Origin of the sequence: Nonomuraea longispora (assembly GCF_004348345.1) — a bacterium.
GTDB lineage: Bacteria > Actinomycetota > Actinomycetes > Streptosporangiales > Streptosporangiaceae > Nonomuraea > Nonomuraea longispora.
On record NZ_SMJZ01000089.1, the window covers coordinates 1 to 21,113 of the forward strand.

Below are 21,113 nucleotides of genomic sequence, written 5' to 3' on the forward strand. Positions count from 1 at the left end.
GATGGTGGGCGGGACGCTCATCGGGGAGGCCCACGGGCCCGACTTCGTGCCCTACTGGCTGACGGACCGCGCGCCCGCGCTGCCCCGGCTGACCCGGCGGCGCAGGCCACTGACCGAGACGCGCAAGCGGGTGCTGATGGCCGCGCTGGCCCTGGTGCTGCTGCTGTTGCTGGTGACGGCCATCCTGCTGCTGCTGGTGCTCGGCCGGCAGGAGAGCGAGCCGCAGCCCAGGCAGTTGCCGCCGACGGTGTTCGTGCCGACGCCGCCGCCGACGCCGGAGACCCCGGAGCCGCAGCCCTCGCCGTCGCAGTCGCCCGAGCCGAGCCGGACCGGTCCGGGCACCCCGGGGGAGTCGCCGGGCGACGAGAGCGGCGAGGAGCCCGAGCTCTGACGCGCCGGGGGCGGTAACGCGGTTGACCCTCACGTAACGTGAGACCCTATGGTCCTGCGCCATGGAGTTCATCATTCATGACACGTTGACGCCGATGGCCGACATGTTGCGCGGGCCGCTCGACCGGCGTGCGGACGCCCTGCGTGAGCTGGTCGGGCCGCTGCGCGACGTGATCCCGATGCCGGGTGACATCGTCGACATCCATCACCAGGCCGGCGGCTTCCGGGTCGACGCCGACGACCCGCGCTACCTGCCCGCGGTCGAGCGCATGATCGAGGCCGACGTGCTGGGCCAGGTACGCCGCGAGCTGACCCGCGCCTCGGAGCGGCTGTCGGAGGCCAAGCAGGGCGAGACGCTGGACGTGTGGTTCTTCATGGGCGACCCCGGCAACGACCACTTGATGACGACGGCCGGCGGCTACTACGGCATGGGCGGCGCGCCGGGCATGATCTACCTGCTGGCCTGGCCGTCCGACGAGGTGATCGGCAAGATCGGGCATCTGGCGGTGCACGAGTTCCACCACGGCGTGCGCTACGCCAACGTCGAGTGGAACCCGGCCACCGTGACCGTCGGCGAGCACGTGCTGGCCGAAGGGCTGGCCGAGGCGTTCGTGCGCGAGTTGTCGGGGCCGGAGGCGATCGGCCCGTGGTCGTCGATGGTGACCGGCGAGAGGTACGACGTCGCGTACGAGAAGATCATGGCGAACTTCGACCTGGAGGGGATGCAGAACACGCCGGCGTTCGTGCTCGGGGACAGCGCGACGCGCAGCTTCGGGCAGGAGCCGCGCGGCATTCCGGACATGGCGGGATACGCGGTAGGGCTGCGGCTCGTCGAGCAGATCCTGTCGGCCACCGGCATGACGGCGGCCGAGGCGAGCGTGCTGCCCGGAGCCGAGCTCATGCGGCGCGCCGGCCTGCGCGGATAGCCCCCGGATGGTCGGCGGGCCGGTCCGCGGGCCGGTCGGCGGGCCGTCGAGCGGCCGTCATCTGGGGGACACGAAGCCGGACTCGTAGGCGGCGATCACCGCCTGCGTACGGTCACGCGCCCGCAGCTTGGCCAGCACGTTGCCGACGTGCGTCTTGACGGTCTCCTGGCTGACGACCAGTTCGGCGGCGATCTCGTGGTTGGACAGCCCTTGGGTCATCAGGCGCAGCACGTCGCCCTCGCGCCCGGTCAGCCGGTCGATGCCCGGCACCCTGGAGGGCGAGACGCTCTCCTGGCGGCGTACGGCGAGGGTGCGGATCGCGGCGGGGAACAGCAGCGACTCGCCGGACGCGACCAGCTTGACGGCCTGCACCAGTTCCTCGGGCCTGGCGCGTTTGAGCAGGAAGCCGCTGGCCCCGGCGCGCAGCGCGTCGTAGACGTAGTCGTCGTTCTCGAAGGTCGTCACCACCAGCACCTTGGGCGGGTCGTCCAGCGCCATGAGCCGCTCGGTGGCCTGGATGCCGTCGAGCGCGGGCATGCGCACGTCCATCAGCACGAGGTCGGGGCGCTCACGGCGGACGACGGGCAGGACCGCGGCGCCGTCAGCGGCCTCGCCGACCACGCTCAGGCCGGGCTCGGCGTCGATGATGATGCGCAGGCCGGTCCTGATGAGGTCCTCGTCGTCGGCGATGACGACAGTGAGAGTCATGGACTCGACCGTAGCGGCAGCCGGGCGGAGACCGTCCACCCTGCCTGCGTGGGGCCGGCGTCGAGGTCGCCGTTGAGCAGGCGTACGCGCTCGCGCATGCCCGCCACGCCCCTGCCTCCCGACGGGCCGGCGGCGCCGTCTCCCGCGGCGTTGGTGACCTCGAGCCGCAGCTCGCCGTCCCGCACGCCGGCCGACAGCCGCACCGGGCCCTTCCCGTGCTTGATGGCGTTGGTGAGGGCCTCCTGCAGGATGCGGTAACCCTCCCGGGACACGACGGCGGGCACGCCCGACAGATCACCGACCTCCTGCCGCACCTGGGCGCCCGAGGCGGCGACGAGGTCGCCGAGATCGGCGAGCGTGGCCTGCGGGCGCCTGCCGGGGACGTCCGCGCCGGTTCCGTCGCCGCCGTCGCTGCCGCCGTCGCCGGGGTCGTCGCGGCCGCTGTCACGCAGGACTCCCAGGACGTGGTCGAGGTCGTCGAGGGCGGCGCGGGCGGACTGCTCGATGGCGGACAGCGCGTTCTTGGCCGTGCCGGGGTCGTGGTCGAGCACCCGGCCGGCGGCCGCGGCCTGCAGTGTCACGACACTCAGCGCGTGGCCGACCGAGTCGTGCAGCTCGCGGGCCAGCCGGTTGCGCTCGGCCAGCGTACGGGCCTGCTCCTCGGCGGCGGCCAGGCGCTCGTCCGGGGTGGGGCCGAGCAGGACGGGGGCCAGCCTGGCCAGCAGCGCGCCGGCACCCGCGGCCATGACGATCAGCGCGGCCAAGGTCGCGAGCCCGCCGAGCGCCCACATCACCGCGTTCCACCCGGGCGTGACGACGGCGCCCAGCACCGGCGTCGGGGCCCCGACGATGGGCAGCAGGAGCGTGAACACCGTGAACGGCACGATCGCCAGCGTGCAGCCGCTGACCACGCCGCCGATCGCCAGGTGCAGCGTGAACCAGGCGGCGGTGCGGCGGCGCTCCTGCCACGAGCGGCCCGCCTGCCGTGGCGGGGTCTCCACGTGCGCCCCGAGCAGGCCCTGCGCCGCGTTCACCTCCAGCGCCCGCACCGGCAGGAACAGCCCGGTCGCCGCCACCACGGGCAGCATCGCCACGAACACGCCCACCTGGACGGGCAGCAGGACGTTGGCGTCCTCTCCCTGCCAGATGGCCGCCGCCAGGACGCCGACCATCATGTACGGCATCAGCAGCGCGCCGCCCAGGATGAGGCACGCCCATCGGCGCGCCAGGTTCTTTCTCACACCGGCGATTATATGTCGACGTTTATTCGCTCACAGAATAATGCGCCCTTAGAGAAATGCGCCGCCAGCGAAAAGAATTCTTCCTGGGTGTCTTCGGGGTCTAGCGTTTTTCGCGTGAATGCCCGCACAGAAAGGTGGCGACCATGACGGAGGCCCAGCGCCCACAGTGGCCTGACCAGCTCAGCCAGCGCCTGCTGAAAGAGCGCATCGTCGTTCTCGGCCAAGAGGTCGACGACGAGATCTGCAACCGGCTCTGCGGTGAGCTGCTTTTGCTCGCGGCCGAGGACCCCGCGCGCGACATCACTCTTTACATCAATTCACCGGGCGGTTCCGTGCACGCGGGGCTGGCGCTCTACGACATGATGCAGTTCGTGCCGTGCGACGTGGCCACGGTGGCGATGGGGTTCGCCGCGTCGATGGGCCAGGTGCTGCTGTCCGCGGGGGCCAAGGGCAAGCGCTACGCCCTGCCCAACGCCCGCGTCGTCATGCACCAGCCGCTCGGCGGCATCGGCGGCTCCGCCAGCGACATCGCGATCCAGGCCGAGAACATGCTCTACACCAAGCGCAGGCTGGCCGAGATCATCGCCCATCACACCGGCCAGCCCCTGGAGCGCATCCAGGCCGACTCCGACCGCGACCACTGGTTCACGGCCCAGGAGGCGCTCGACTACGGCTTCGTCGACCACATCGCAGAAGGGATGAACTGACATGAGCGGCCGTTACGTGTTGCCCTCCTTCACCGAACGCACCTCCTACGGCATGAAGGAGATGACCCCCTACACCAAGCTGTTCGAGGACCGGGTCATCTTCATGGGCGCGCCGATCGACGACACCGTGGCCAACGACGTGATGGCGCAGCTGCTCACGCTGGAGTCGCTCGACCCCGACCAGGACATCAACATCTACATCAACTCGCCCGGCGGTTCGTTCACGGCGATGGCGGCCATCTACGACACGATGCAGTACGTCCGGCCGGAGATCCACACGGTCTGCATCGGCGAGGCGTCCTCGGCTGCGGCGGTCCTGCTGGCGGCCGGTTCGCCGGGCAAGCGGGCGGCGCTACCCCACGCGCGCGTCCTGCTGCACCAGCCGGCCACCGAGGGCGGTCGCGGGCAGTCCAGCGACCTGGAGATCCACGCCAGGGAGATCCTGCGCATGCGCGACCAGCAGGAGGAGATCCTCTCGCGGCACACCGGCAGGGGCGTGCTGGAGATCAGGAAGGACATCGAGCGCGACCGCATCTTCACGGCCGAGCAGGCCCGCTCTTACGGGCTGGTGGACGACATCTACGCATCGAGGAAACGCACACCGGCCGGCGCCCGCTGACCCTCGTGCGGGGCCCTGGCCGGCGGCTGACACGCGACTTGTACACTTTTGAGGTTTCTTGGGGGACATCGGGGGAGTGGCGTGCCGCTGGAGCAGGTCCTGATGCTGCTGTGCGCGGCCGCGGGAGCGGGGTGGGTCGACGCCGTCGTGGGTGGCGGCGGGCTGCTGCAACTGCCCGCGATCATGGTGACCGGCATGCCGACGGTCGAGGCGATGGCCACCAACAAGTTCTCCTCCGTCTTCGGCACCGCCTCGGCGGCCGTGGCCTACGCGCGCTCCGCCAAGGTCGACCGGCAGGTGGCCCTGCCCGGCGCCACGCTGGCGGTGCTCAGCGCGGGGCTCGGAGCGTGGGCGGCGGCGTCGATCTCGGCCGAGGTGCTGCGGCCCGCCGTCATGGTCGTGCTGCTGGCCGTGGCGGCGTTCGTGACGCTGCGGCCGGCCATGGGCGCCGTGCCGGAGCCGCACCTGCGCACCCGGGGCCGGGTGATCGCGGCGGTGGCGACGGCGGGGGCGGGCATCGCTTTCTACGACGGCATCCTCGGGCCCGGCACGGGAACGTTCCTCATCATCGCCTTCACCGCCATCCTCGGGCTGGACTTCGTCTCGGCCTCCGCCTCCGCGAAGATCATCAATATCGGGACGAACCTGGGGGCGCTGCTGGTGTTCGGGGCCCAGGGGCACGTGCAGTGGGCCCTGGGGCTGGGCATGGCGGTGTGCAACGTGGCCGGGGCCCAGCTCGGCGCGCGCATGGCGCTCAGGCGGGGCGCCGCCTTCGTACGGGTCGTCCTGCTGGGCGTGGTGGCGGCCATGGTGGTCAGGCTGGGCTGGCAGGAGTTCGCCTGACCACGCGCCGGGGACCGCACGTCGGGCCGGTGGGCGGGACCGCTGGGGTGCTGGTCAGGCGGCGGGTTCCTCGGCGCGGGCGCGCAGGGCCGCGGCGGCCAGCGCCACGAACGCCGCCAGCAGCGCGGGGATGGCCAGCGCCCGCGGCAGGCCGCCCAGTTCGGCGGCGGCCCCGATGAGCACCGGCCCCGACAGGAAACCGAGATATCCGATGGCAGCCGTCCGCGCCAGCGCCCGGCCGGCGTACGCGGGGTCTCGGTGTCCGGCGGCCGAGAACACCTGAGGCACGATGCACGACAGCCCTGCCCCGAAGCAGGCGAACCCGACCACGCCCGCCACCGGATGCCCGCCCAGCAGCGCCACGCCCAGCCCCGTGGCGGCCAGCAGCCCGCAACCGCGCACTAGCCTCACCGCTCCCAGCCGGGCGGCCAGCCGGTCGCCCGCCAGCCGTCCCGCGGTCATGGTGACGGAGAAGGCGGCGTATCCGGCGGCGGCGAACCCGGGGGAGGCGCCCAGGTCCTCGTGCAGGTAGACCGAGCTCCAGTCGGCCGCGGCGCCCTCGCCCACCAGGCAGCAGAACGCCAGCACGCCCAGGAACACGATCCCCTTGGGCGGCCGGCCGCCGTCGCGTCCGCCGGTGTGCTCCGCGGGGGCCGGGCGCAGCGCCCAACGCGCCGCCCACACCGCCAGCACGACGATCACCGCCCCCACCGACACGAACGTGGTCGCGGGCGTCAATGACAGGTGCGCGAACACGCCCCCCGCCGCGGCTCCCGAGAACCCGCCGATGCTGAAGACCGCGTGGAACGACGACATGACCGCTCGGCCGGAGGCCCGTTCGACCTGTACGGCGTTGGCGTTCATGGACACGTCGAGCACGCCGTGCACCAGCCCGAACACCAGCAGCGTGCCGGCCAGCACGCCCAGGTCGCCCGCGAAGGCGGGCGGCACCAGCACCACGCCCTGCGCCAGCGCGGCCGGGATCATGACGCGGGCGCTGCCGTACCGGTCGACCAGCCGGCCCACCACCGACATGCCGGCGACCGCGCCGGCCGCGATGGCCAGCAGGGCGAGGCTGAGCCGGCCGTCGCTGAGCCCGAGCTCGTCCTTGATGGCGGGGATGCGCGCCGTCCAGGTGCCGATGGCCGCGCCGCAGAGGAAGAACAGCAGGTGTACGGCCGTGCGCTCGCGTCTCATCCGGCCTGCCTGACCGTCACGCCGGCCGCCGAGAGGGCCTCACGCTCCCCCGGAGGGATGCCGGGGTCGGTCACCACGACGTCGAGGCGGGAGATCGGGCAGACCGCGCCGAAGGCCGTACGGGTGAACTTGCCCGAGTCGCAGGCCACGATCACCCGTCGCGCCGAGGCGATGGCCGCCTGCTTGACGGCGACCTCGGGCAGGTCGTGCGCGGTCAGCCCGTGCTCGGCCGACAGGCCGCAGCAGCCGATCACGGCGGTGTCGAAGCGCAGCGTTTCGATGGAGCTCTCGGTGAGGGGGCCCATGAAGTTCAGCTCGCCCTGGCGTACCTCGCCGCCGGGCAGCACCAGGCGCACGCGCGGCGCGGTGGCCAGCAGCGTGACCGCCTGCAGCGCCAGCGGCAGCACGGTCAGGCGGCGGCCGGTCAGGGCGCGGGCCACCTCCAGCACGGTCGTGCCGCCGTCGAGCACGACCGCCTCGCCGTCGGCGATCAGGGACGCCACCTCCGCGCCGATGCGCTGTTTGGCCTCCACGGCCTCGCGCTCGCGCACGCCGAACGGCGGTTCCTCGCCGCGGAGGAGCAGGGACAGCGCGCCGCCCCTGACCCGGCGCACCACCCCCTGCTGGGCCAGCTCGTCCAGGTCACGCCTGATCGTCATCTCCGACACGCCGTGCTCGGCGGCCAGCTCGGCGACGGAGACGCTGTCGTTGACCCGCAGGGCGTTCATGATGGCCCGCAAACGATCCATGTGTTCATACAAACATGGCATATGTGCGCAATACAATGGCGGGCATGCGCGCCAGCCGCCTGCTCTCGCTGCTCCTGCTCCTGCAGTCGCGCGGCCGCATGACAGCGCCCGAGCTGGCGGCCGAGCTCGAGGTGTCGGTGCGCACGATCTACCGCGACGTCGAGGCGCTGTCGGCGGCCGGTGTGCCGGTCTACGCCGACCGCGGCCCGGCGGGCGGCTACCAGCTGCTCGACGGCTACCGCACCCGCCTCAACGGGCTGACCTCCGAGGAGGCCTCCTCGCTGTTCCTGGCAGGGCTGCCCGGCCCGGCCGCCGAGCTGGGGCTGGCGAAGGTGGCGGCCAACGCCGAGCTGAAGCTGCTGGCGGCGCTGCCGCCCGAGCCGCGTTCACACGCCTCCCGGATGCGCGAGCGGTTCCTGCTGGACGTGCCGGGCTGGTACCGCACGAACGACGACGTGCCACACCTGAGCGAGGTGGCCGAGGCGGTGTGGGAGCAGCGGCCGCTGCGCATGACCTACCGCCGATGGGGGCCGCGCGAGATCGAGCGGGTGATCCATCCGTACGGGCTGGTGCTCAAGGGCGGGTCCTGGTACATGGTCGCCGCCCCACCAGGCGAGGATCCCCGTACGTACCGGGTGGCGCGCATCCTGAGCCTGCAGACGCTGCCGGGGGCCTTCAGCCGTCCGGAGGGGTTCGAGCTGAGCGGGTTCTGGCGGGCGTACGCCAAGGAGTTCCGTGAGCGCATGTACACCGCCGAGGTCGTCATCAGGCTGGCTCCGGGCAGGGGCGACCTGCTGGCGTACACGATGGGGGCGGACGTCGTCGGCGCGGCGCTGGCCGTGGCGGGCGAGCCCGGCCCCGAGGGGTGGCTGACGCTGACGGTGCCGGTCGAGTCGCTCACGCACGCCCGCTGGCTGCTGCTGCGCATGGGCGCCGACGTCGAGGTGCTGGAGCCGCCGGAGCTGCGGGCCCTCATGCGGGAGGCGGTCGCCGAGCTCGGCAAGCTGTACGAATAATCAGGCGGGACCCGGGTGCGGTTCTGCCAGCATTCCGGCATGTACCTTCTCGCGTTCGTGGGCGCGTGCGTCCTGGTGTCCATGGCGCCGGGGGTGAGCACGGCCGTCATCCTGCGCCAGACGTCACGCACGGGCCGGCGCGCGGGAGCGGCTGGTGGCGATGCAGCGGCACGCCTTCGAGGTGCACCTGTCCGCCGAGCTGCCCAGGGCGCGGCTGGTGGAGCTGGAGTGGGCCGGGCACCTGCCGGCGCTCGAACGTCCTGAGGAGATCAACGCGCTGCTGCTGGATTACCTTTAGGGCATGACGAACGACCTGGCGACCCTCATGAGGCAGGCACAGGACGACGATCCGCTGCGGGCCCTGCACGCCACGACCGCGCTGCGCCGCGAGATCGAGCGTCTGGAGGCGGTCCAGGTGCGCAGGGCGCGGGTGGCAGGGCTGGCCTGGGCGCAGATCGCCGAGGCGATCGGCGTGAGCAAACAGGCCGTGCACAAGAAGTACGGCCGCGGCTAGGCCTTCCACCGGCCGGCGAACCAGCGCAGCGCGATCTGCCAGGAGTAGCCGCGCCGTATGCGCTCGGCCACGTCGGGCGGCAGCGTGTCCAGGCCGCGGTGTTCCAGGAACACCTCGGTGCCGCCCGCGACGGGGGTGAAGGACACCTCGATCTCCATCCGCCCCGTCCGGTTGATCAGGTCGGCCCACACCAGGCGGTGCGGCGGATCCCAGGCAAGCACCCTGCCGGTGTCGACGTGACCGCCGTCGGACCACAGCTCGCGCAGATGGCCGTCCTCGAAGCGGATGCCGACCGCGCGCTCGGGATCGACCCAGCTGTGGGGGCCGCGTACCCACCAGCTGTCGATCTCGTCGGTGAAGATGCGGAACGCGTCCGCCGGTTCGACGGGGACGGTGACGCCGGCCTGAACGGAGCTCATCCGCCGCGCTCCACGTGGTCCTTGAACGAGCCGAGCTGCTCGGCCCAGAACGCCTGCACCTGGTCGAGCCAGGCCTGCAGCGCCGTGAACGGCTCGCGGCGCAACGTGTAGAGGCGCAGCCGGGCGTCGTCGCCTCCGGCCGTGGCCTCCACGAGACCGCCGGCCCGCAGCACCCGCAGGTGCCTGCTGAGGGCGGGAGCGCTCATCTGCACGGCCTGCGCGAGCTCGCCGGCCGGGCGTGGCCCCTCGCGCAGCAGTTCGATGACCTTGCGCCGGGTGGGGTCGGCGAGCGCCGCGAGCATGCCGTCCAATTCGTTAACGTCGTTGTTAATGATTGTCTACTTCCGTTAGGCTCTCTCTTGCTTAACGATAGTGACAATTATTGCGGAGGTATGCCCATGCCCGCCGATCTCGGTTACTACACCCTGTCCGTCCCGGACATCGACCGCGCCGCTGCCTTCTACGGGCCGCTGCTCGGCTGGGAGTTCAGACGCGAGCGCGACACGTACCTGCATGTCACGAACACCGCCGTGCCCATGGGCTTCGTCGCCGGCGAGCCCAGCGCGCAGCCCAACCTCTACTACCACGTGGCCGACATCGACCGGGCCGTCGAGCAGGTGCGCGAGCTGGGCGGCAGCACGGGGGAGGTGTTCTCCGGCAGGTCGGGGCGCGGCTGTTCCTGCACCGACGACCAGGGCGCCCAGATCAGCCTGTGGCAGCCGGCCCCCGGGTTCGGCTGATCCGTCGCGACCGTGGTGATGCCCCACGTTCGTCATCCGCTGGGGCCGATGATGAAGGTCAGGGGGGCGTGCTCGCCGGCTGGGCGCGCGCTGGCAGGAGTGTCAGCAGCGCGCGGATCGCGATCACGTACAGCACGAGCCCGGCTGCGGCGAGAAGGACAATGGCGGGAACCTGCAGCGCGGGCGGAAGGCCGAGGGGGAAGGTCCAGAAAGTACGGCTCGGCGTACGGGTCGCCAGGTTGACGAGGATCGGGATGCTGGGTTCGCACGACGCACGGCACACCCCCAGCTGCATCGAGGGTCTGCGACCCGGCGCTGATTCCTGGTGCGTCACGGCCCAGGGGCGGGCCATCCGTGGTCGATGCCGGCGCGTTGCTGTCGATCGCTGCTGCTGCGGGTTGGCGTCCCTGCTACGGCTGTTCTCGCAGAGTTGGAGGACCGCGACTACCGAGGCGGATCGGGTGCCAGGCTTCCGTCGGGGGCGATGTGGTCGAAGATCTGGCCGATCAGCGTGATCACATGGGGGTCCTCCACCGCGTACAGCGTGCGGCGGCCGTGCCGGTGTGCGGTGATCAGGCCGGCCAGGCGGAGTTTGGTCAGGTGCTGGGACACCGTGGCGATGCTGATGCCCACGTGCGTGGCCAGCGTGCTGACGTCATAGGAACCGTGAGTGATCAGCCACATCAGGTGCAGCCGAACCGGGCTGGCCAGCAGGGCGAAAGTCTCGGCTGCCGCCCTCAGCTGTGCGGTGGTCGGCAGTGGGTGCTCGGCGCCGGGTGAATTCGGGGCGGGGGAGGTCGACATCGTCTGTCCATTGTCTCGCTCCGATGACCTGCCACTCACTCCTCGATTCGATACTTGCGCGATTTCCGAAAGGTGTGGGAGATTGGAGCTTCTCCGAAGGGGAGTAGCCCGTAACGCCCGCACGTCGACACGCTGAGAACCTTGCGTTCTCCGGCGGCGGGGACCGGTCACCGACCGGTGGGCGAGACCTTCGGCCACGCAGTCATGCCTGGCCGAGTCTCCCTCGCGGATTCCCGGCCGGGTTCCACCGTCCGGGAAGGACTCCTCCACTTGGCTCCCACCACGCTGCCGCGCCCACGGCTGAGCCGCCTGCCGCTCACCCTGCGTGCCGCTGCCCCTGCGCGCGTTCATCGCCCGCCTTGGGCCATCGAGCGCAGCGCCGCCAGGCCCGCCCCCGGTAGTCGCCGGCCGCCGGCGCCGTGACTCCTGCCGGGCCGTGCCTGTCGCGCCGTGCCCAGCCCCCCATCACCACCAGTGGCGGCGCCGCGGCGCCGCCGGCCAGAAGGGACACCACAAGCACCATGAACACCTCGACGTTGCGGCTGCTGGCCGACGTCCGCTCGGCCAAGGCGGGCGGTGAGCAGGCGATGGCCGCCCGGCAGCGGGCCCGCCTGAGCGAGCTCGTGGCCTGGGCGCGTACCCGCTCCCCCTACCACCAGCACCTGTACCGGGAGCTGCCGGCCACAGTGGCCGACCTGGGCCTGTTGCCGCCCACCAGCAAGCGCGAGCTGATGGCCGCCTTCGACGACTGGGTCACCGACCGTGCCGTCACCCTGGCGCAGGCGCGGGCCTTCGCCGACGACCCGGCGCGCATCGGCCAGCCGTTCGCCGGCCGCTACACGCTGTCCACCACCTCCGGCACCACCGGCACGCACGGCATCTTCCTGCAAGACGCCCGCGCGACGGCGGTGACCTCCGCGATGCTGGCGCGGATGCTGGTCGGCTGGCTGAGCGTGCGGGACGTGGCGCGCATCGCGCGCGGCGGCGCCCGGATGGCGCTGGTGATACCCGAGGGCGGGCATTTCGCCTCCACCGTGGCCGCCGCCCGGCTGCGCGGCCGCTCCCGCGTCGCCGCCTTCAGCGTGCACCAGCCGCTGGCCGACCTGGTGGCCGAACTCAACGCCTTCCGCCCGGCGGTGCTGGCCCCCTACGCCAGCATCGGCGCGCTGCTGGCCGGCGAGGCCGAAGCCGGACGGCTGCACGTCAACCCCGCCCTGGTGATGCTCACCGCCGAAGGCCTGCCCGTCGGCGAGTACGCACGCATCACGGCCGCCCTGGGGGCAAAGGTGCGCACCAGCTACGCCTGCAACGAATGCCCGTTCCTGTCCTACGGCTGCTCGCGGAGCTGGATGCACCTCAACGCCGACTGGGCCATCCTCGAACCCGTCGACGAGCAGTACCGGCCGGTGGCGCCGGGCGAGCCCTCCCACACCGTGCTGCTGACCAACCTGGCCAACCACGTGCAGCCGATCCTGCGCTACGACCTCGGCGACAGCGTCCTGCTCCGGCCCGATCCGTGCCCGTGCGGCAACCCCGGCCCGGCCGTCCGCGTCCAGGGCCGCGCCGCCGACCTGCTCACCTTCCCCGGCCCCGGCCCGGCGGGGGAACAGGCGCCGGTCACCCTCGCCCCGCTGCCGCTGGCCACCCTGCTGGAAGCGGTGCCCGACCTGGAGCTGTTCCAGATCGTCCACACCGCGCCCACCGTGCTGCGCATCCGGCTGCACCCCGCCCCCGGCAGTGACCACGAAACCCTCTGGCGCCAGGTCGAGGCCCGCATGCGCGACCTGCTGTTCCGCCACGGCCTCGGCCATGTGCGCCTCGAACGGGGCAGCGAACCGATTCAGCACAGCGCGGGCGGCAAGGTACGCGCCGTCATCCCGCTGCCCGCCACCGGCATGGGCCCGGCCGGCTCCGGACGTCCCTAACCGTCGGCCGGATCCTGCACGACCCGCTGTGGCGCTGACCGCCGCCGTGCTGAAGCCGGACAGCGGGCTTCGCTCGCCGGTGCGCTGGGGCCGACTCACCCCGCTCACCCTCGCCTGGGACGTCGGTGGCGGCATGCTGGCAGCCGCGCCGGTGCTGCTGCCCGGCCTGGCAGGCGACATCGCCGAGGAGGTGCTGTTCCGCGGGTTCCTGGAAGGACGGCTGGAGCGGCAGGCCTGCGCCGTTCGCGGCGTTGCTGTCGACCCTGTTTTTGCCGCCTGCCACGCCTGCCACGCCTTCCAGGCCTTCCAGGCCTCGACGGTCACCGAGGTCGGCTGGCCACTGCTGGCCTTCACCCGGTATGAAGGGCTGATCTGCGCCTTTCTGCGGCTCCAATCCGGTGTCATCGCCGCCGCCCTCGCGCACGGACTCGCGATCTTCCTGCTCGCCGCACTGCCCTGAGCCACTGAAGACCCTGGCCGGGCCAGACCACCGCCTCGAAGCTGTCTTGTCCGGGCGTACGTGGCACGGGCAGGTGCGCCTTCACCTCGGCACCACCGACTTCATGGCAGCGCGGACGGAGACGTCCTCGAATCCACATCTCTTTAGTGCGCAGACGTAGCGCACCTTGAGCAGTTCACCACGTCCCGTCACGGCGAGCAGCACGATTTCACCGGTGGGGAAGCTTTCCATGTCGGGGGCGTACTCAACAAAGGAACTACGCAGCATGTAGCCCGGCGCACCGGCGCCCAGCACCACTCTCTCGCGTTCTTCCAGGACGACATCGTGGTAAACGTCGCGGACGTCCTTGAGATGCTCCTCCACCGCCTCTTCCAACGAGGCTCCATGCGGGAGCAGGGACACCTGATATTCAGCGAACCAACCGAACGGCCACCACGGCGGCTCGGCAGCCATGACCATCGGCGGGCGTAAGTCAGCATCGACGTCGACTTGCCAGCCTGTCGGGTAGCCGACTCGAAGGCCCTGCGCGACGTAGTACCGCACCTGCGGCCCCACCCTGTCAGCACCTGCCAGCAGACACACCATGACGACCGCCAAGATGATCCGCCGGAGCCGTCTCGTTCCTACCGCCACCTCGGTGGCAGAAGACGAACCGGGAGATCGCACACCCATCGGACTCCCCCCTCTCACCTGATCATCCTCGCCACATCAGATGAGAACTCGCCACTTCGGATGAGTACCCACAGCTCCATCCACGGCACACCGTCCTGGTACCCGTGCACGAACCCCCTGAAGTGTCAATAAGCACCACCCCGGCTCAACGCCACCGCCACGGCTCCGGCTGCACACCCTTCGGGGGAAGGAAAGCACGGCCCAGTTCGCCTGGCCGTGGAGCTTCGGCGGGCTGCCGATGGCGTCGGCGGCTTCTGGCCATGGCGGAGCGGAGATCAATCGTCCTGCGCCGACTGCAGGACGGCCCTGACCGCGCGGCCGATTCTGGTGGCGGCTCTGGCGGGCTGAGGCCGGCCGATGTCCAGCCAGGTCATAATGGCTTCGACGGTGACCGTCAGGGAGAGCTGCGCGGCCCACTTCGCCCAGATCCGGTCGTCGATCGTCTCGGCGAGGCTGCGGAAGACCGCCTGCGCCATGTCTTCGCGCAGCTTGTCGATGTCGGACCGGAACCGCGGCTCCCTCGCGGCCTGGTGGAAGAGCAGCCTAAACGCGTCGGGATCGGCGGATGCCCAGCCCACCAGCTCCTGCACGGTGTCTTCGGTGACCTCGTCGCCGACGGCTTGGGCCAGGTGACCGGCGGCGCGTTTCAGCGCCGCCTGGTACAGATCGTCCTTCGACGCGAAATGCCGATAAAGGATCATGCGGCTGACGCCAGCCGCGGTGGCGATGTCGTCCAGGCTCGTCCCGGCCAGGCCAGCTTGGGCGAAGATCGGGGTGGCGGTGGCGAGTATCTGCTCGCGGCGATGAACGCGCGCCAGTCTCGGCGTCGGCGCGGCGGAAGTCTCCTCGCCCTTGGTGTCTTTCATGAGGTGCGACCCTTTGTTACATATGTGTGTATATTCCATGTGTATACATTAGTGTAACAAGGGAGGGAACGATGTCCTCAGGCGCCCCCAAGCCCGGCGTTGCCGGCCTTGGCGAGTCCGGCTCCATCCGGTTCCCAGACGGCTTCCTCTGGAGCGCGTCCACCGCCGGGTTCCTCATGGACGGCGCGCCTCTCGCCGACGGCGCCGGGCCGTCCATTCAGCACACCTTCGCCAGAACCCCCGGTAACAGAGCTTCAGGCCAGTCGCTGGAGCACGGCGTCGACCACTATCGGCGCTTCCAGGAGGACGTAGCTCTGGCACGGGAGATCGGACTGCAGGCGTTCCGCTTCTCGATCTCCTGGTCACGCGTCTTTCCCGAGGGAGTCGGCACGGTGAACCGGGCGGCCCTCGATCACTACGACGCACTCGTCGACGCGCTGCTGGAAGCCGGGATCACGCCCTTCCCCTACCTGTACTACTGGGACCTGCCGGCGGCGCTGCAAGATCGTGGAGGATGGGCGAACCGCGACTGCGCGCAATGGTTCGCTGATTACGCCGCCGTCATGTACGACCGGCTGAGCGACCGTGTCGCCCGCTGGCTCACCATCTGCGAACCCTGGTCGATCGTCCACCTCGGGCATGTGGTCGGCGAAGACTCGCCGGGCATCCGGGACCTGCGGACCGCACTGCGCGTCGGCCACCACCTGCTGCTCGGGCACGGCCTCACGGTGCAGGCGTTCCGGGCCGGCCGCGCCCACGGCGAGATCGGCCTCAGCACCGTGATGACCGACATCCGGCCGGCGTCCGATCGCCGATCCGATCGTGACGCGGCCCGGCGCGCCGACTGCTACTTCAACCGGCTCTTCCTCGACCCGATCCTCCTCGGCGCCTATCCCGACGACCTGCCTGATCGACTGCGGCGTGAGTGGCCATCGGTCGCCGAGGGCGATTTGACTGTCATCTCCACTCCGATCGACTTCCTCGGCGTCGTCTACTATCTCCGGCTGTCCGTCACTGGGTCGAGGCACGGACAGACACCTGCAGATGCGCTTCCCGACGGCTTCGAACAGCTCGGCATCGCCGAGCTGGCGGCGATCGAACGCCAGGAAACCGTTCTGGCGGAGCTGCTGGACGTGCATGTGACGGATCCCACCGGGCCGGTCACCGAGCTGGGCTGGGAGATCGCTCCCGACGGACTGAGCAGTGTCCTGTGCGCCATCCGCGACCGGTATGGCGATTTGCCGCTCTACGTGGCCGAGAATGGTGCCGCCTTCCCCGACACCGTCACCGCCGACGGCACCGTCGAGGACACCGCCCGCCGCATGTACATCCGCGACCACCTGCGGTCTGCGCATCACGCCATCTGCGACGGCGTCGACCTGCGCGGTTGGAGCGTGTGGTCCCTGCTGGACGATCCCGACAACCGCTTCGGGCTGATCCACGTCGACCGCGAAACCGGCCGGCGGACCATCAAGTCCTCGGGATATTGGTATCGCGACGTGATCGCCGCTAACGGGCTTGCCGCCGAAGACGGCAAAAGAGGTTCAGATCATCCTGTCCGACGGCGAGCGTGATCAGCTCACGCAGTCGGCCGCAGAATCCTCGAAGCCGGCCTGGCGGTCGCGGTTGGTGCTGGCCTGTGCGGAGCCGGGCAGCGGATGTCACCTGGACATCCTGGGCGTCACGTCGGCGGCCGGGCGAGTTTGGCGGCCACGGCGTCGAGGACCCAGTCCAGGCCGGTCGCGAAGGACACCTCGGCGTCCACCTCCGTGCCGTCGTGCACGGCCTTGGCGAGCGCCGGGAAGCGGCCCGTGGCCAGCATCCTCGTCACATGCGGGCCGGAGGCGCGCTGCCAGTCGCGCTTGGACAGGCCCGTGGCGCGCTCTGCCCGCAGGTTCGCGATCTCGCGCCTGATCGCGCCGGTGAAGTAGGCGCTGACGGTCTCCACGGCGCGCATGACGGTGTCGAGGTCAGCGAGGCCGTCGAGGGCGGCCAGCGTGACCTCGGTCACGGCGAGGGCGTTCGGGCCCAGGGTCGGGCGGCCGCCGAGCAGGTCGGCCAGCCATTCGTGACGGAGGGTGGCCTGCCTGGTGCGGTGGGCGAGGGTGCACAGCACCTCGCGCCAGTCGCCGGGCTGCTCCTCGGGGAGGATCTCGGCGTAGACCTCGTCCACCATGAGGTCGAACAACTCCTCCTTGGTGGAGATGTACCCGTACAGCCGCATCGGGCCGGCGTCCAGCCGGGCGGCGACCTTGCGCAACGACACCGCCTCCAGTCCACCCTGGTCGGCCAGCGCGATGGCGGCGGCAACGATTCGTTCCCGGTCGAGCGGCGCGGGGCGAGTCGGCGGCTCGGGCCGGTCCCACACATTCATGCGTTACATCGTACTGTTGCGATACACCGTTTTATTGCAATACAGTGTATCTACATGAGACATCGTATCGCCGTGATTGGGGGCGGCCCCGCCGGTCTTACCTTCGCCCGCGTCCTGCACCGCCTCGATCACCCCGTCACCGTCCTCGAACGCGATCCCGCTCCCGACGCCCGTCCCCCAGGCGGCACGCTGGACCTGCACGAAAGGATGGGCCAGCTCGCGCTGAGCATGGCGGGGCTGCTGGCGGAGTTCCAGGCGCTGTCCCGTCCCGAGGGGCAGGCCATGCGCATCCTGGACACGGACGGGACCGTGCTTCGCGACTGGCAACCCCGTCCCGACGACCGGGCCAATCCCGAGATCGACCGCGGGCAACTCCGTGACCTCCTGCTCGGCTCCCTCGACGTCCAGTGGGGGCGGGGCGTGACGGAGGTGGTGCCGGAGACCCGGGATGGCGTGCTGGTCCACTTCGCGGACGGGCGGCAGGAGACGTTCGACCTCGTGGTCGGCGCGGACGGCGCCTGGTCCCGGGTCCGCCCGGCGGTCTCGTCCGCGACGCCGCACTACACCGGCGTCACCTTGGTCGAGACCTCGCTGGACGACGTCGACACCCGCCACCCTGACCTCGCCCGGCTGATCGGCGACGGCTCCATGGCTGTGTACGGCGTGAACCGCGCCCTCGTCGCCCAGCGCAACAGCGGCGGCCACGTCAAGGTGTACGCCCAGTTCCGCGCGCCGCTGGACTGGCACACGAACCTGGACCGGCATATGGGCCTGGACTCGGTCGACGTCGAGGCCGTGCGATCAGGTCTGCTGGCTCTGTTCGACGGCTGGGCCGCTCCCGTCCTCGACCTCCTCCGCCACGGCACCGCTTTCGTCCACCGCCCCCTCTACGTCCTGCCCGTGTCCCACACCTGGGCCCACGTCCCCGGAGTGACGCTCCTGGGCGACGCCGCCCATCTGATGCCCCCATTGGGGGTGGGCGCGAACCTCGCGATGCTGGAAGGCGCCGAACTCGCCGAGTCCGTCGCCGCCGCCCCCGGCCCTGGCGATCTGGACGAGGCCGTCCGCGCCTTCGAGGAACAGATGTGGGCGCGGGCCGGCAGGTGGGCGAATATCGCGACGGCCGGTCTGGAACGTCTCGTGAGCCCGGACCCCACCGAAGCCCTCGCCCTCTTCGACGAAGTCCAGCCATCCTGACTGCCAAAGGCGAGAGCACCAGCAACTCGCCACGGCTTCACGACAGCACGGCGCCGCGGTTCCTTCCGGCAGATACGGCCCGCCATACGAACTCCGCCACGGGGCGGTGGTTAGCGTCCACGGGAGTGGTGTACGGGTTTGAACCTGTACGTCGCCTTGATGCCCGTGAGGGAAAGATCGACGTGACATGAGGGCGGCCACTTCGCGATCCTTCACAGCTGTCGAAGGCATACGAAGGAGAACGAGAAGTGGCCGCTGAAGAATTTCTGCCTGCTGAGAGCGAGTGGTTCGACCCTGATCACCACGGCCGAGTCGTTCGTGGGCGGCCTCTGGGACCTGCTGTGGATCGACTACGTCCGCGGCGTCCTGGAACTGCACCTGCACTACCCGCCCCACGTCGTTGTCGTCTTGGGGCTGTGGAAGATCCCCGGAGCGGTGGTGCAGGTCCTGCCGCGTCTACCCCGGCTCAAGGAATGGCCCCACGCCGGTGCATTCTTCGATCCTGGCGTCGGTTCGGAGTGGTACCACGTGCGGCTACACCTTCCTGTTCACCCACTGCACGCTCGTCTCCTGAGGGCTGTGTCCCGGCAACCGGGTCCTGGGCAACCTGTATCCGCACCTGGAAATGCGATCAACGAGTGGCGCCGATCGGGCGTCGAGCCCGCGGCCGGTCGATCCGGTCGCGGGCCTGCGATGACGCGATCGCGAACTATCGGGTGAGGCTGGTCGGCTCCCTGAGCCGCGTCAGCTTGTGCGGGTTCGCCACCGCGTGGATCCGGCTCACCCGCCCGTTCTCGACCACCAGACTCACCGCGGCCACCTGACCGTCGGTCTCGACCCGGCCGGCGGGCGCGCCGTTGAGCCAGACGGCCGACACCGTCCGGTCGGGGAGCGCGAGCGACTCCGCCACGAGTGCGGCCCCATGGATCGGAGCCCGGGCGGCTGACGGGAGCCCGCCGCCGTCGACGATCAGGACCACGTCCGGCGCCAGGACCTCCATCAGCTCCTTGACCTGCCCGGTGCGCACCGCGGCCAGGAACCGTTCCACCACGATCTGCTGCTCCGATCGGCTCACCCGTACCCGGGGCTGCCGGGCCGCGACACGGTCGCGGGCCCGCCGGGCGATCTGCCGTACCGTGGCCGGGGACTTCTCGACGGCCTCGGCGATCTGCCCATAGGGCATGTCGAAGACCTCGCGGAGTACGAACACCGCACGTTCCGTCGGCGCGAGCGTTTCCAGCACGGTCAGCATCGCGATCGAGACGTTCTCCACGAGGTCGAGGTCGTCGGCGACGTCGGGGCTGGTCAGCAGCGGTTCAGGCAGCCATTCGCCGACGTAGTCCTCGCGGATGCGCGACAGCGTGCGCAGGCGGTTGAGCGCCTGCCGGGTGACGAGCCGGACGAGGTAGGCCCGCGGGGCGCTCACCTGCGCGCGATCGACACGGGCCCACCGCAGCCAGGACTCCTGCAGGACGTCCTCCGCGTCGGCCGCCGACCCGAGCAGCTCGTAGGCGACGGTGAACAGCAGGCTGCGGTGGGTGAGAAACGGGTCCTCGGTCATCGTGTCCCTGGTCACGCCGCCGGCGCCGCGCCGGACTTCCCAGGGGCCTCGGCCAGCGGAATCTCACAGGCTTCGGAGAAGCCCTGCGAGGTGACCCCGTTCGCCACGTTGGCCCTGGTGGCGAGGTTGGCGTAGGCGATGTACGTGGTGAGCTCGACCATCGCCGCAGGGCCGAGCCGCTCCAGCAGACTCGCGTACTGCTCGTCGGTGACGGTCAGCGGTGTGTTCGACATGGCCTCGGCGTACGCCATCACGTCCCGCTCCAGCGGGGTGAACACGTCCGAGGTCCGCCAGCGCGGCACCTGGCTGGCCTTGGCCAGGTCCAGATCGTCGTTCCGGGCCTGGAAGTAGCCGACGTCGAGGCACCAGCTGCAACCGATCTGTGCCGCGACGGCCATGTGCGCGAACGACTTGAGGCTGGGCTCGGCGGCCTTCCACGCGCCTGCCTTGGCGCCGAACTCCAGGTTGTCACGGGCCAGTGCGGGGTTGTTCCACAGCACCTCGACGTTCTCGGGCACGCTGCCGAACTGCCTGATCATGTTGTCCCTGAGGTCGGCGGGAAGCTCGGCCTTGGGAACGCGAAGCGCCATGACGGTCTCCTGTAGGTGTGCGTTCTGGGTGTTCGACATGAAGACACCGCCGGGCCTTCGAATGTGACAGCTGAGCCGAGGTGACACCCTCTCACTGTTGGCCGAGTCGGCTCCTGTCGATCGAGGCCAGGCGTGCGGCGGCATCGGGGTCCGCTTCACCGATCCGGTCCAGCAGGCGGTGCAGCTGGGCGCGGAGAGCCTCGACGTCCTCGGGGCTTGTCAGTTCGGCCCACCGTTCCTCGATCCGGTCTCCCGCGCCGGCCGCCAGCGGCTGGACCGCTTTTCCCCGTTCGGTGAGCACAACCAGTCGCGACCTGGCGTCGTGGGGATTCGGGTGGCGTTCCAGGTAGCCCGCCCGTTCCAGCTGGTCGACCGATTGCGCCATGGTCTGTTTACGCACACCGGCGCGGAGGGCCAGGTCACGGACCGGGATGCCCTCCGGCGGGACGAACGGGAGCGCCTTGACGTCCCCGGAGCGGATGTCGCCGAAGCCAGCCTCGGCAAGGGCCGCGTCGATGCCGGCGGCGTACTCGCGGTGGAGCAGGCGCAGCAGCAGCGAGATTCGCAGCCGCTTCGCGGAGGGGTCTCCGTTCAT

General features: G+C 70.6%; 27 protein-coding genes and 1 pseudogene. 14 read left to right on the plus strand and 14 right to left on the minus strand.

Annotated features, from left to right (window positions below; translation table 11 throughout):
- A pseudogene (locus E1267_RS22810) lies at window positions 1–391 on the plus strand (hypothetical protein); the annotation flags it as partial.
- Between the two features lie 61 nt (window positions 392–452).
- Window positions 453–1,316 carry a DUF2268 domain-containing putative Zn-dependent protease gene (locus tag E1267_RS22815; protein WP_132334717.1) on the plus strand — a complete coding sequence of 288 codons (864 nt, stop codon included), beginning with the start codon at window positions 453–455 and terminating at the stop codon, window positions 1,314–1,316.
- Window positions 1,317–1,373: 57 nt separating this feature from the next.
- Here the strand turns inward: E1267_RS22815 and E1267_RS22820 are convergent, their stop codons facing one another.
- The gene (locus tag E1267_RS22820; RefSeq protein WP_132334719.1) at window positions 1,374–2,024 is read right to left on the minus strand and encodes a response regulator; all 651 of its coding nucleotides are present in this window, start codon (window positions 2,022–2,024) and stop codon (window positions 1,374–1,376) included.
- Window positions 2,021–3,265: a sensor histidine kinase gene (locus tag E1267_RS22825; RefSeq protein ID WP_246064159.1), complete on the minus strand. Its 1,245-nt coding sequence runs from the start codon at window positions 3,263–3,265 to the stop codon at window positions 2,021–2,023. Before E1267_RS22825 ends, E1267_RS22820 begins: the two co-directional genes overlap by 4 nt.
- A 143-nt stretch (window positions 3,266–3,408) precedes the next feature.
- On the opposite strand from E1267_RS22825, the gene E1267_RS22830 reads away from it, so the two are divergent.
- The 3 genes from E1267_RS22830 (at window position 3,409) to E1267_RS22840 (ending at window position 5,434) form a co-directional block, all read left to right on the plus strand.
- Complete coding sequence (locus E1267_RS22830) at window positions 3,409–3,972, plus strand: ClpP family protease (RefSeq protein ID WP_132334721.1); 564 nt, start codon at window positions 3,409–3,411, stop codon at window positions 3,970–3,972.
- Window position 3,973: 1 nt separating this feature from the next.
- Window positions 3,974–4,591, plus strand: a complete 618-nt coding sequence (locus E1267_RS22835) for an ATP-dependent Clp protease proteolytic subunit (protein WP_132334723.1) — start codon at window positions 3,974–3,976, stop codon at window positions 4,589–4,591.
- An 81-nt stretch (window positions 4,592–4,672) separates the two neighbouring features.
- A complete protein-coding gene (locus tag E1267_RS22840; RefSeq protein ID WP_132334725.1) occupies window positions 4,673–5,434 on the plus strand; it encodes a TSUP family transporter in 762 nt (253 codons plus the stop codon).
- 54 nt (window positions 5,435–5,488) lie between these two features.
- Here the strand turns inward: E1267_RS22840 and E1267_RS22845 are convergent, their stop codons facing one another.
- Entirely contained in the window at window positions 5,489–6,631 is a 1,143-nt protein-coding gene (locus E1267_RS22845; protein ID WP_132334727.1) for an MFS transporter, read from the minus strand.
- Entirely contained in the window at window positions 6,628–7,380 is a 753-nt protein-coding gene (locus E1267_RS22850) for a DeoR/GlpR family DNA-binding transcription regulator (RefSeq protein ID WP_236668140.1), read from the minus strand. Before E1267_RS22850 ends, E1267_RS22845 begins: the two co-directional genes overlap by 4 nt.
- A gap of 44 nt (window positions 7,381–7,424) precedes the next feature.
- Between E1267_RS22850 and E1267_RS22855 the strand changes: the two genes are divergently transcribed.
- The 3 genes from E1267_RS22855 (at window position 7,425) to E1267_RS22865 (ending at window position 8,910) form a co-directional block, all read left to right on the plus strand.
- Window positions 7,425–8,396: a helix-turn-helix transcriptional regulator gene (locus tag E1267_RS22855; RefSeq protein WP_132334731.1), complete on the plus strand. Its 972-nt coding sequence runs from the start codon at window positions 7,425–7,427 to the stop codon at window positions 8,394–8,396.
- A gap of 154 nt (window positions 8,397–8,550) precedes the next feature.
- Complete coding sequence (locus E1267_RS22860) at window positions 8,551–8,694, plus strand: alpha/beta fold hydrolase (RefSeq protein ID WP_220449621.1); 144 nt, start codon at window positions 8,551–8,553, stop codon at window positions 8,692–8,694.
- A 3-nt stretch (window positions 8,695–8,697) separates the two neighbouring features.
- Entirely contained in the window at window positions 8,698–8,910 is a 213-nt protein-coding gene (locus E1267_RS22865; protein ID WP_132334733.1) for a hypothetical protein, read from the plus strand.
- On the opposite strand, the gene E1267_RS22870 is transcribed toward E1267_RS22865, so the two are convergent.
- Complete coding sequence (locus E1267_RS22870) at window positions 8,907–9,329, minus strand: SRPBCC domain-containing protein (RefSeq protein ID WP_132334735.1); 423 nt, start codon at window positions 9,327–9,329, stop codon at window positions 8,907–8,909. The genes E1267_RS22865 and E1267_RS22870 overlap by 4 nt on opposite strands.
- Window positions 9,326–9,631 carry an ArsR/SmtB family transcription factor gene (locus tag E1267_RS22875; protein WP_132334783.1) on the minus strand — a complete coding sequence of 102 codons (306 nt, stop codon included), beginning with the start codon at window positions 9,629–9,631 and terminating at the stop codon, window positions 9,326–9,328. Before E1267_RS22875 ends, E1267_RS22870 begins: the two co-directional genes overlap by 4 nt.
- A 96-nt stretch (window positions 9,632–9,727) precedes the next feature.
- On the opposite strand from E1267_RS22875, the gene E1267_RS22880 reads away from it, so the two are divergent.
- Window positions 9,728–10,069: a VOC family protein gene (locus E1267_RS22880; protein WP_132334737.1), complete on the plus strand. Its 342-nt coding sequence runs from the start codon at window positions 9,728–9,730 to the stop codon at window positions 10,067–10,069.
- Between the two features lie 58 nt (window positions 10,070–10,127).
- On the opposite strand, the gene E1267_RS22885 is transcribed toward E1267_RS22880, so the two are convergent.
- Together E1267_RS22885 and E1267_RS22890 are read right to left on the minus strand one after the other, a co-directional pair.
- A complete protein-coding gene (locus E1267_RS22885) occupies window positions 10,128–10,364 on the minus strand; it encodes a hypothetical protein (protein WP_132334739.1) in 237 nt (78 codons plus the stop codon).
- Between the two features lie 149 nt (window positions 10,365–10,513).
- Complete coding sequence (locus tag E1267_RS22890) at window positions 10,514–10,873, minus strand: ArsR/SmtB family transcription factor (RefSeq protein ID WP_132334741.1); 360 nt, start codon at window positions 10,871–10,873, stop codon at window positions 10,514–10,516.
- Between the two features lie 521 nt (window positions 10,874–11,394).
- Between E1267_RS22890 and E1267_RS22895 the strand changes: the two genes are divergently transcribed.
- A complete protein-coding gene (locus tag E1267_RS22895) occupies window positions 11,395–12,798 on the plus strand; it encodes a phenylacetate--CoA ligase family protein (protein ID WP_132334743.1) in 1,404 nt (467 codons plus the stop codon).
- A 28-nt stretch (window positions 12,799–12,826) separates the two neighbouring features.
- Window positions 12,827–13,258, plus strand: a complete 432-nt coding sequence (locus E1267_RS22900; protein WP_246064161.1) for a CPBP family glutamic-type intramembrane protease — start codon at window positions 12,827–12,829, stop codon at window positions 13,256–13,258.
- An 81-nt stretch (window positions 13,259–13,339) separates the two neighbouring features.
- Here the strand turns inward: E1267_RS22900 and E1267_RS22905 are convergent, their stop codons facing one another.
- Entirely contained in the window at window positions 13,340–13,855 is a 516-nt protein-coding gene (locus E1267_RS22905) for a hypothetical protein (protein WP_132334747.1), read from the minus strand.
- A 350-nt stretch (window positions 13,856–14,205) separates the two neighbouring features.
- Window positions 14,206–14,796, minus strand: coding sequence for a TetR/AcrR family transcriptional regulator (locus tag E1267_RS22910; RefSeq protein WP_132334749.1), 591 nt, complete (start codon window positions 14,794–14,796; stop codon window positions 14,206–14,208).
- Between the two features lie 71 nt (window positions 14,797–14,867).
- On the opposite strand from E1267_RS22910, the gene E1267_RS22915 reads away from it, so the two are divergent.
- Complete coding sequence (locus E1267_RS22915) at window positions 14,868–16,370, plus strand: glycoside hydrolase family 1 protein (protein ID WP_132334751.1); 1,503 nt, start codon at window positions 14,868–14,870, stop codon at window positions 16,368–16,370.
- Window positions 16,371–16,477: 107 nt separating this feature from the next.
- Here E1267_RS22915 and E1267_RS22920 read toward each other — a convergent pair whose 3' ends face one another.
- Window positions 16,478–17,170: a TetR/AcrR family transcriptional regulator gene (locus tag E1267_RS22920; protein ID WP_132334753.1), complete on the minus strand. Its 693-nt coding sequence runs from the start codon at window positions 17,168–17,170 to the stop codon at window positions 16,478–16,480.
- Between the two features lie 54 nt (window positions 17,171–17,224).
- Between E1267_RS22920 and E1267_RS22925 the strand changes: the two genes are divergently transcribed.
- Entirely contained in the window at window positions 17,225–18,367 is a 1,143-nt protein-coding gene (locus tag E1267_RS22925) for an FAD-dependent oxidoreductase (protein ID WP_132334755.1), read from the plus strand.
- Between the two features lie 297 nt (window positions 18,368–18,664).
- Window positions 18,665–19,087 carry a DoxX family protein gene (locus E1267_RS47965; RefSeq protein WP_425465089.1) on the plus strand — a complete coding sequence of 141 codons (423 nt, stop codon included), beginning with the start codon at window positions 18,665–18,667 and terminating at the stop codon, window positions 19,085–19,087.
- Here E1267_RS47965 and sigJ read toward each other — a convergent pair.
- The 3 genes from sigJ to E1267_RS22940 all read right to left on the minus strand — a co-directional run bounded on the left by sigJ (window position 19,077) and on the right by E1267_RS22940 (window position 21,113).
- Entirely contained in the window at window positions 19,077–19,928 is an 852-nt protein-coding gene (gene sigJ, locus E1267_RS22930) for an RNA polymerase sigma factor SigJ (RefSeq protein ID WP_132334757.1), read from the minus strand. The two genes, E1267_RS47965 and sigJ, sit on opposite strands and share 11 nt — an antisense overlap.
- 11 nt (window positions 19,929–19,939) lie before the next feature.
- The gene (locus tag E1267_RS22935; protein WP_132334759.1) at window positions 19,940–20,518 is read right to left on the minus strand and encodes a carboxymuconolactone decarboxylase family protein; all 579 of its coding nucleotides are present in this window, start codon (window positions 20,516–20,518) and stop codon (window positions 19,940–19,942) included.
- A 91-nt stretch (window positions 20,519–20,609) separates the two neighbouring features.
- Entirely contained in the window at window positions 20,610–21,113 is a 504-nt protein-coding gene (locus E1267_RS22940; RefSeq protein WP_132334761.1) for a MarR family winged helix-turn-helix transcriptional regulator, read from the minus strand.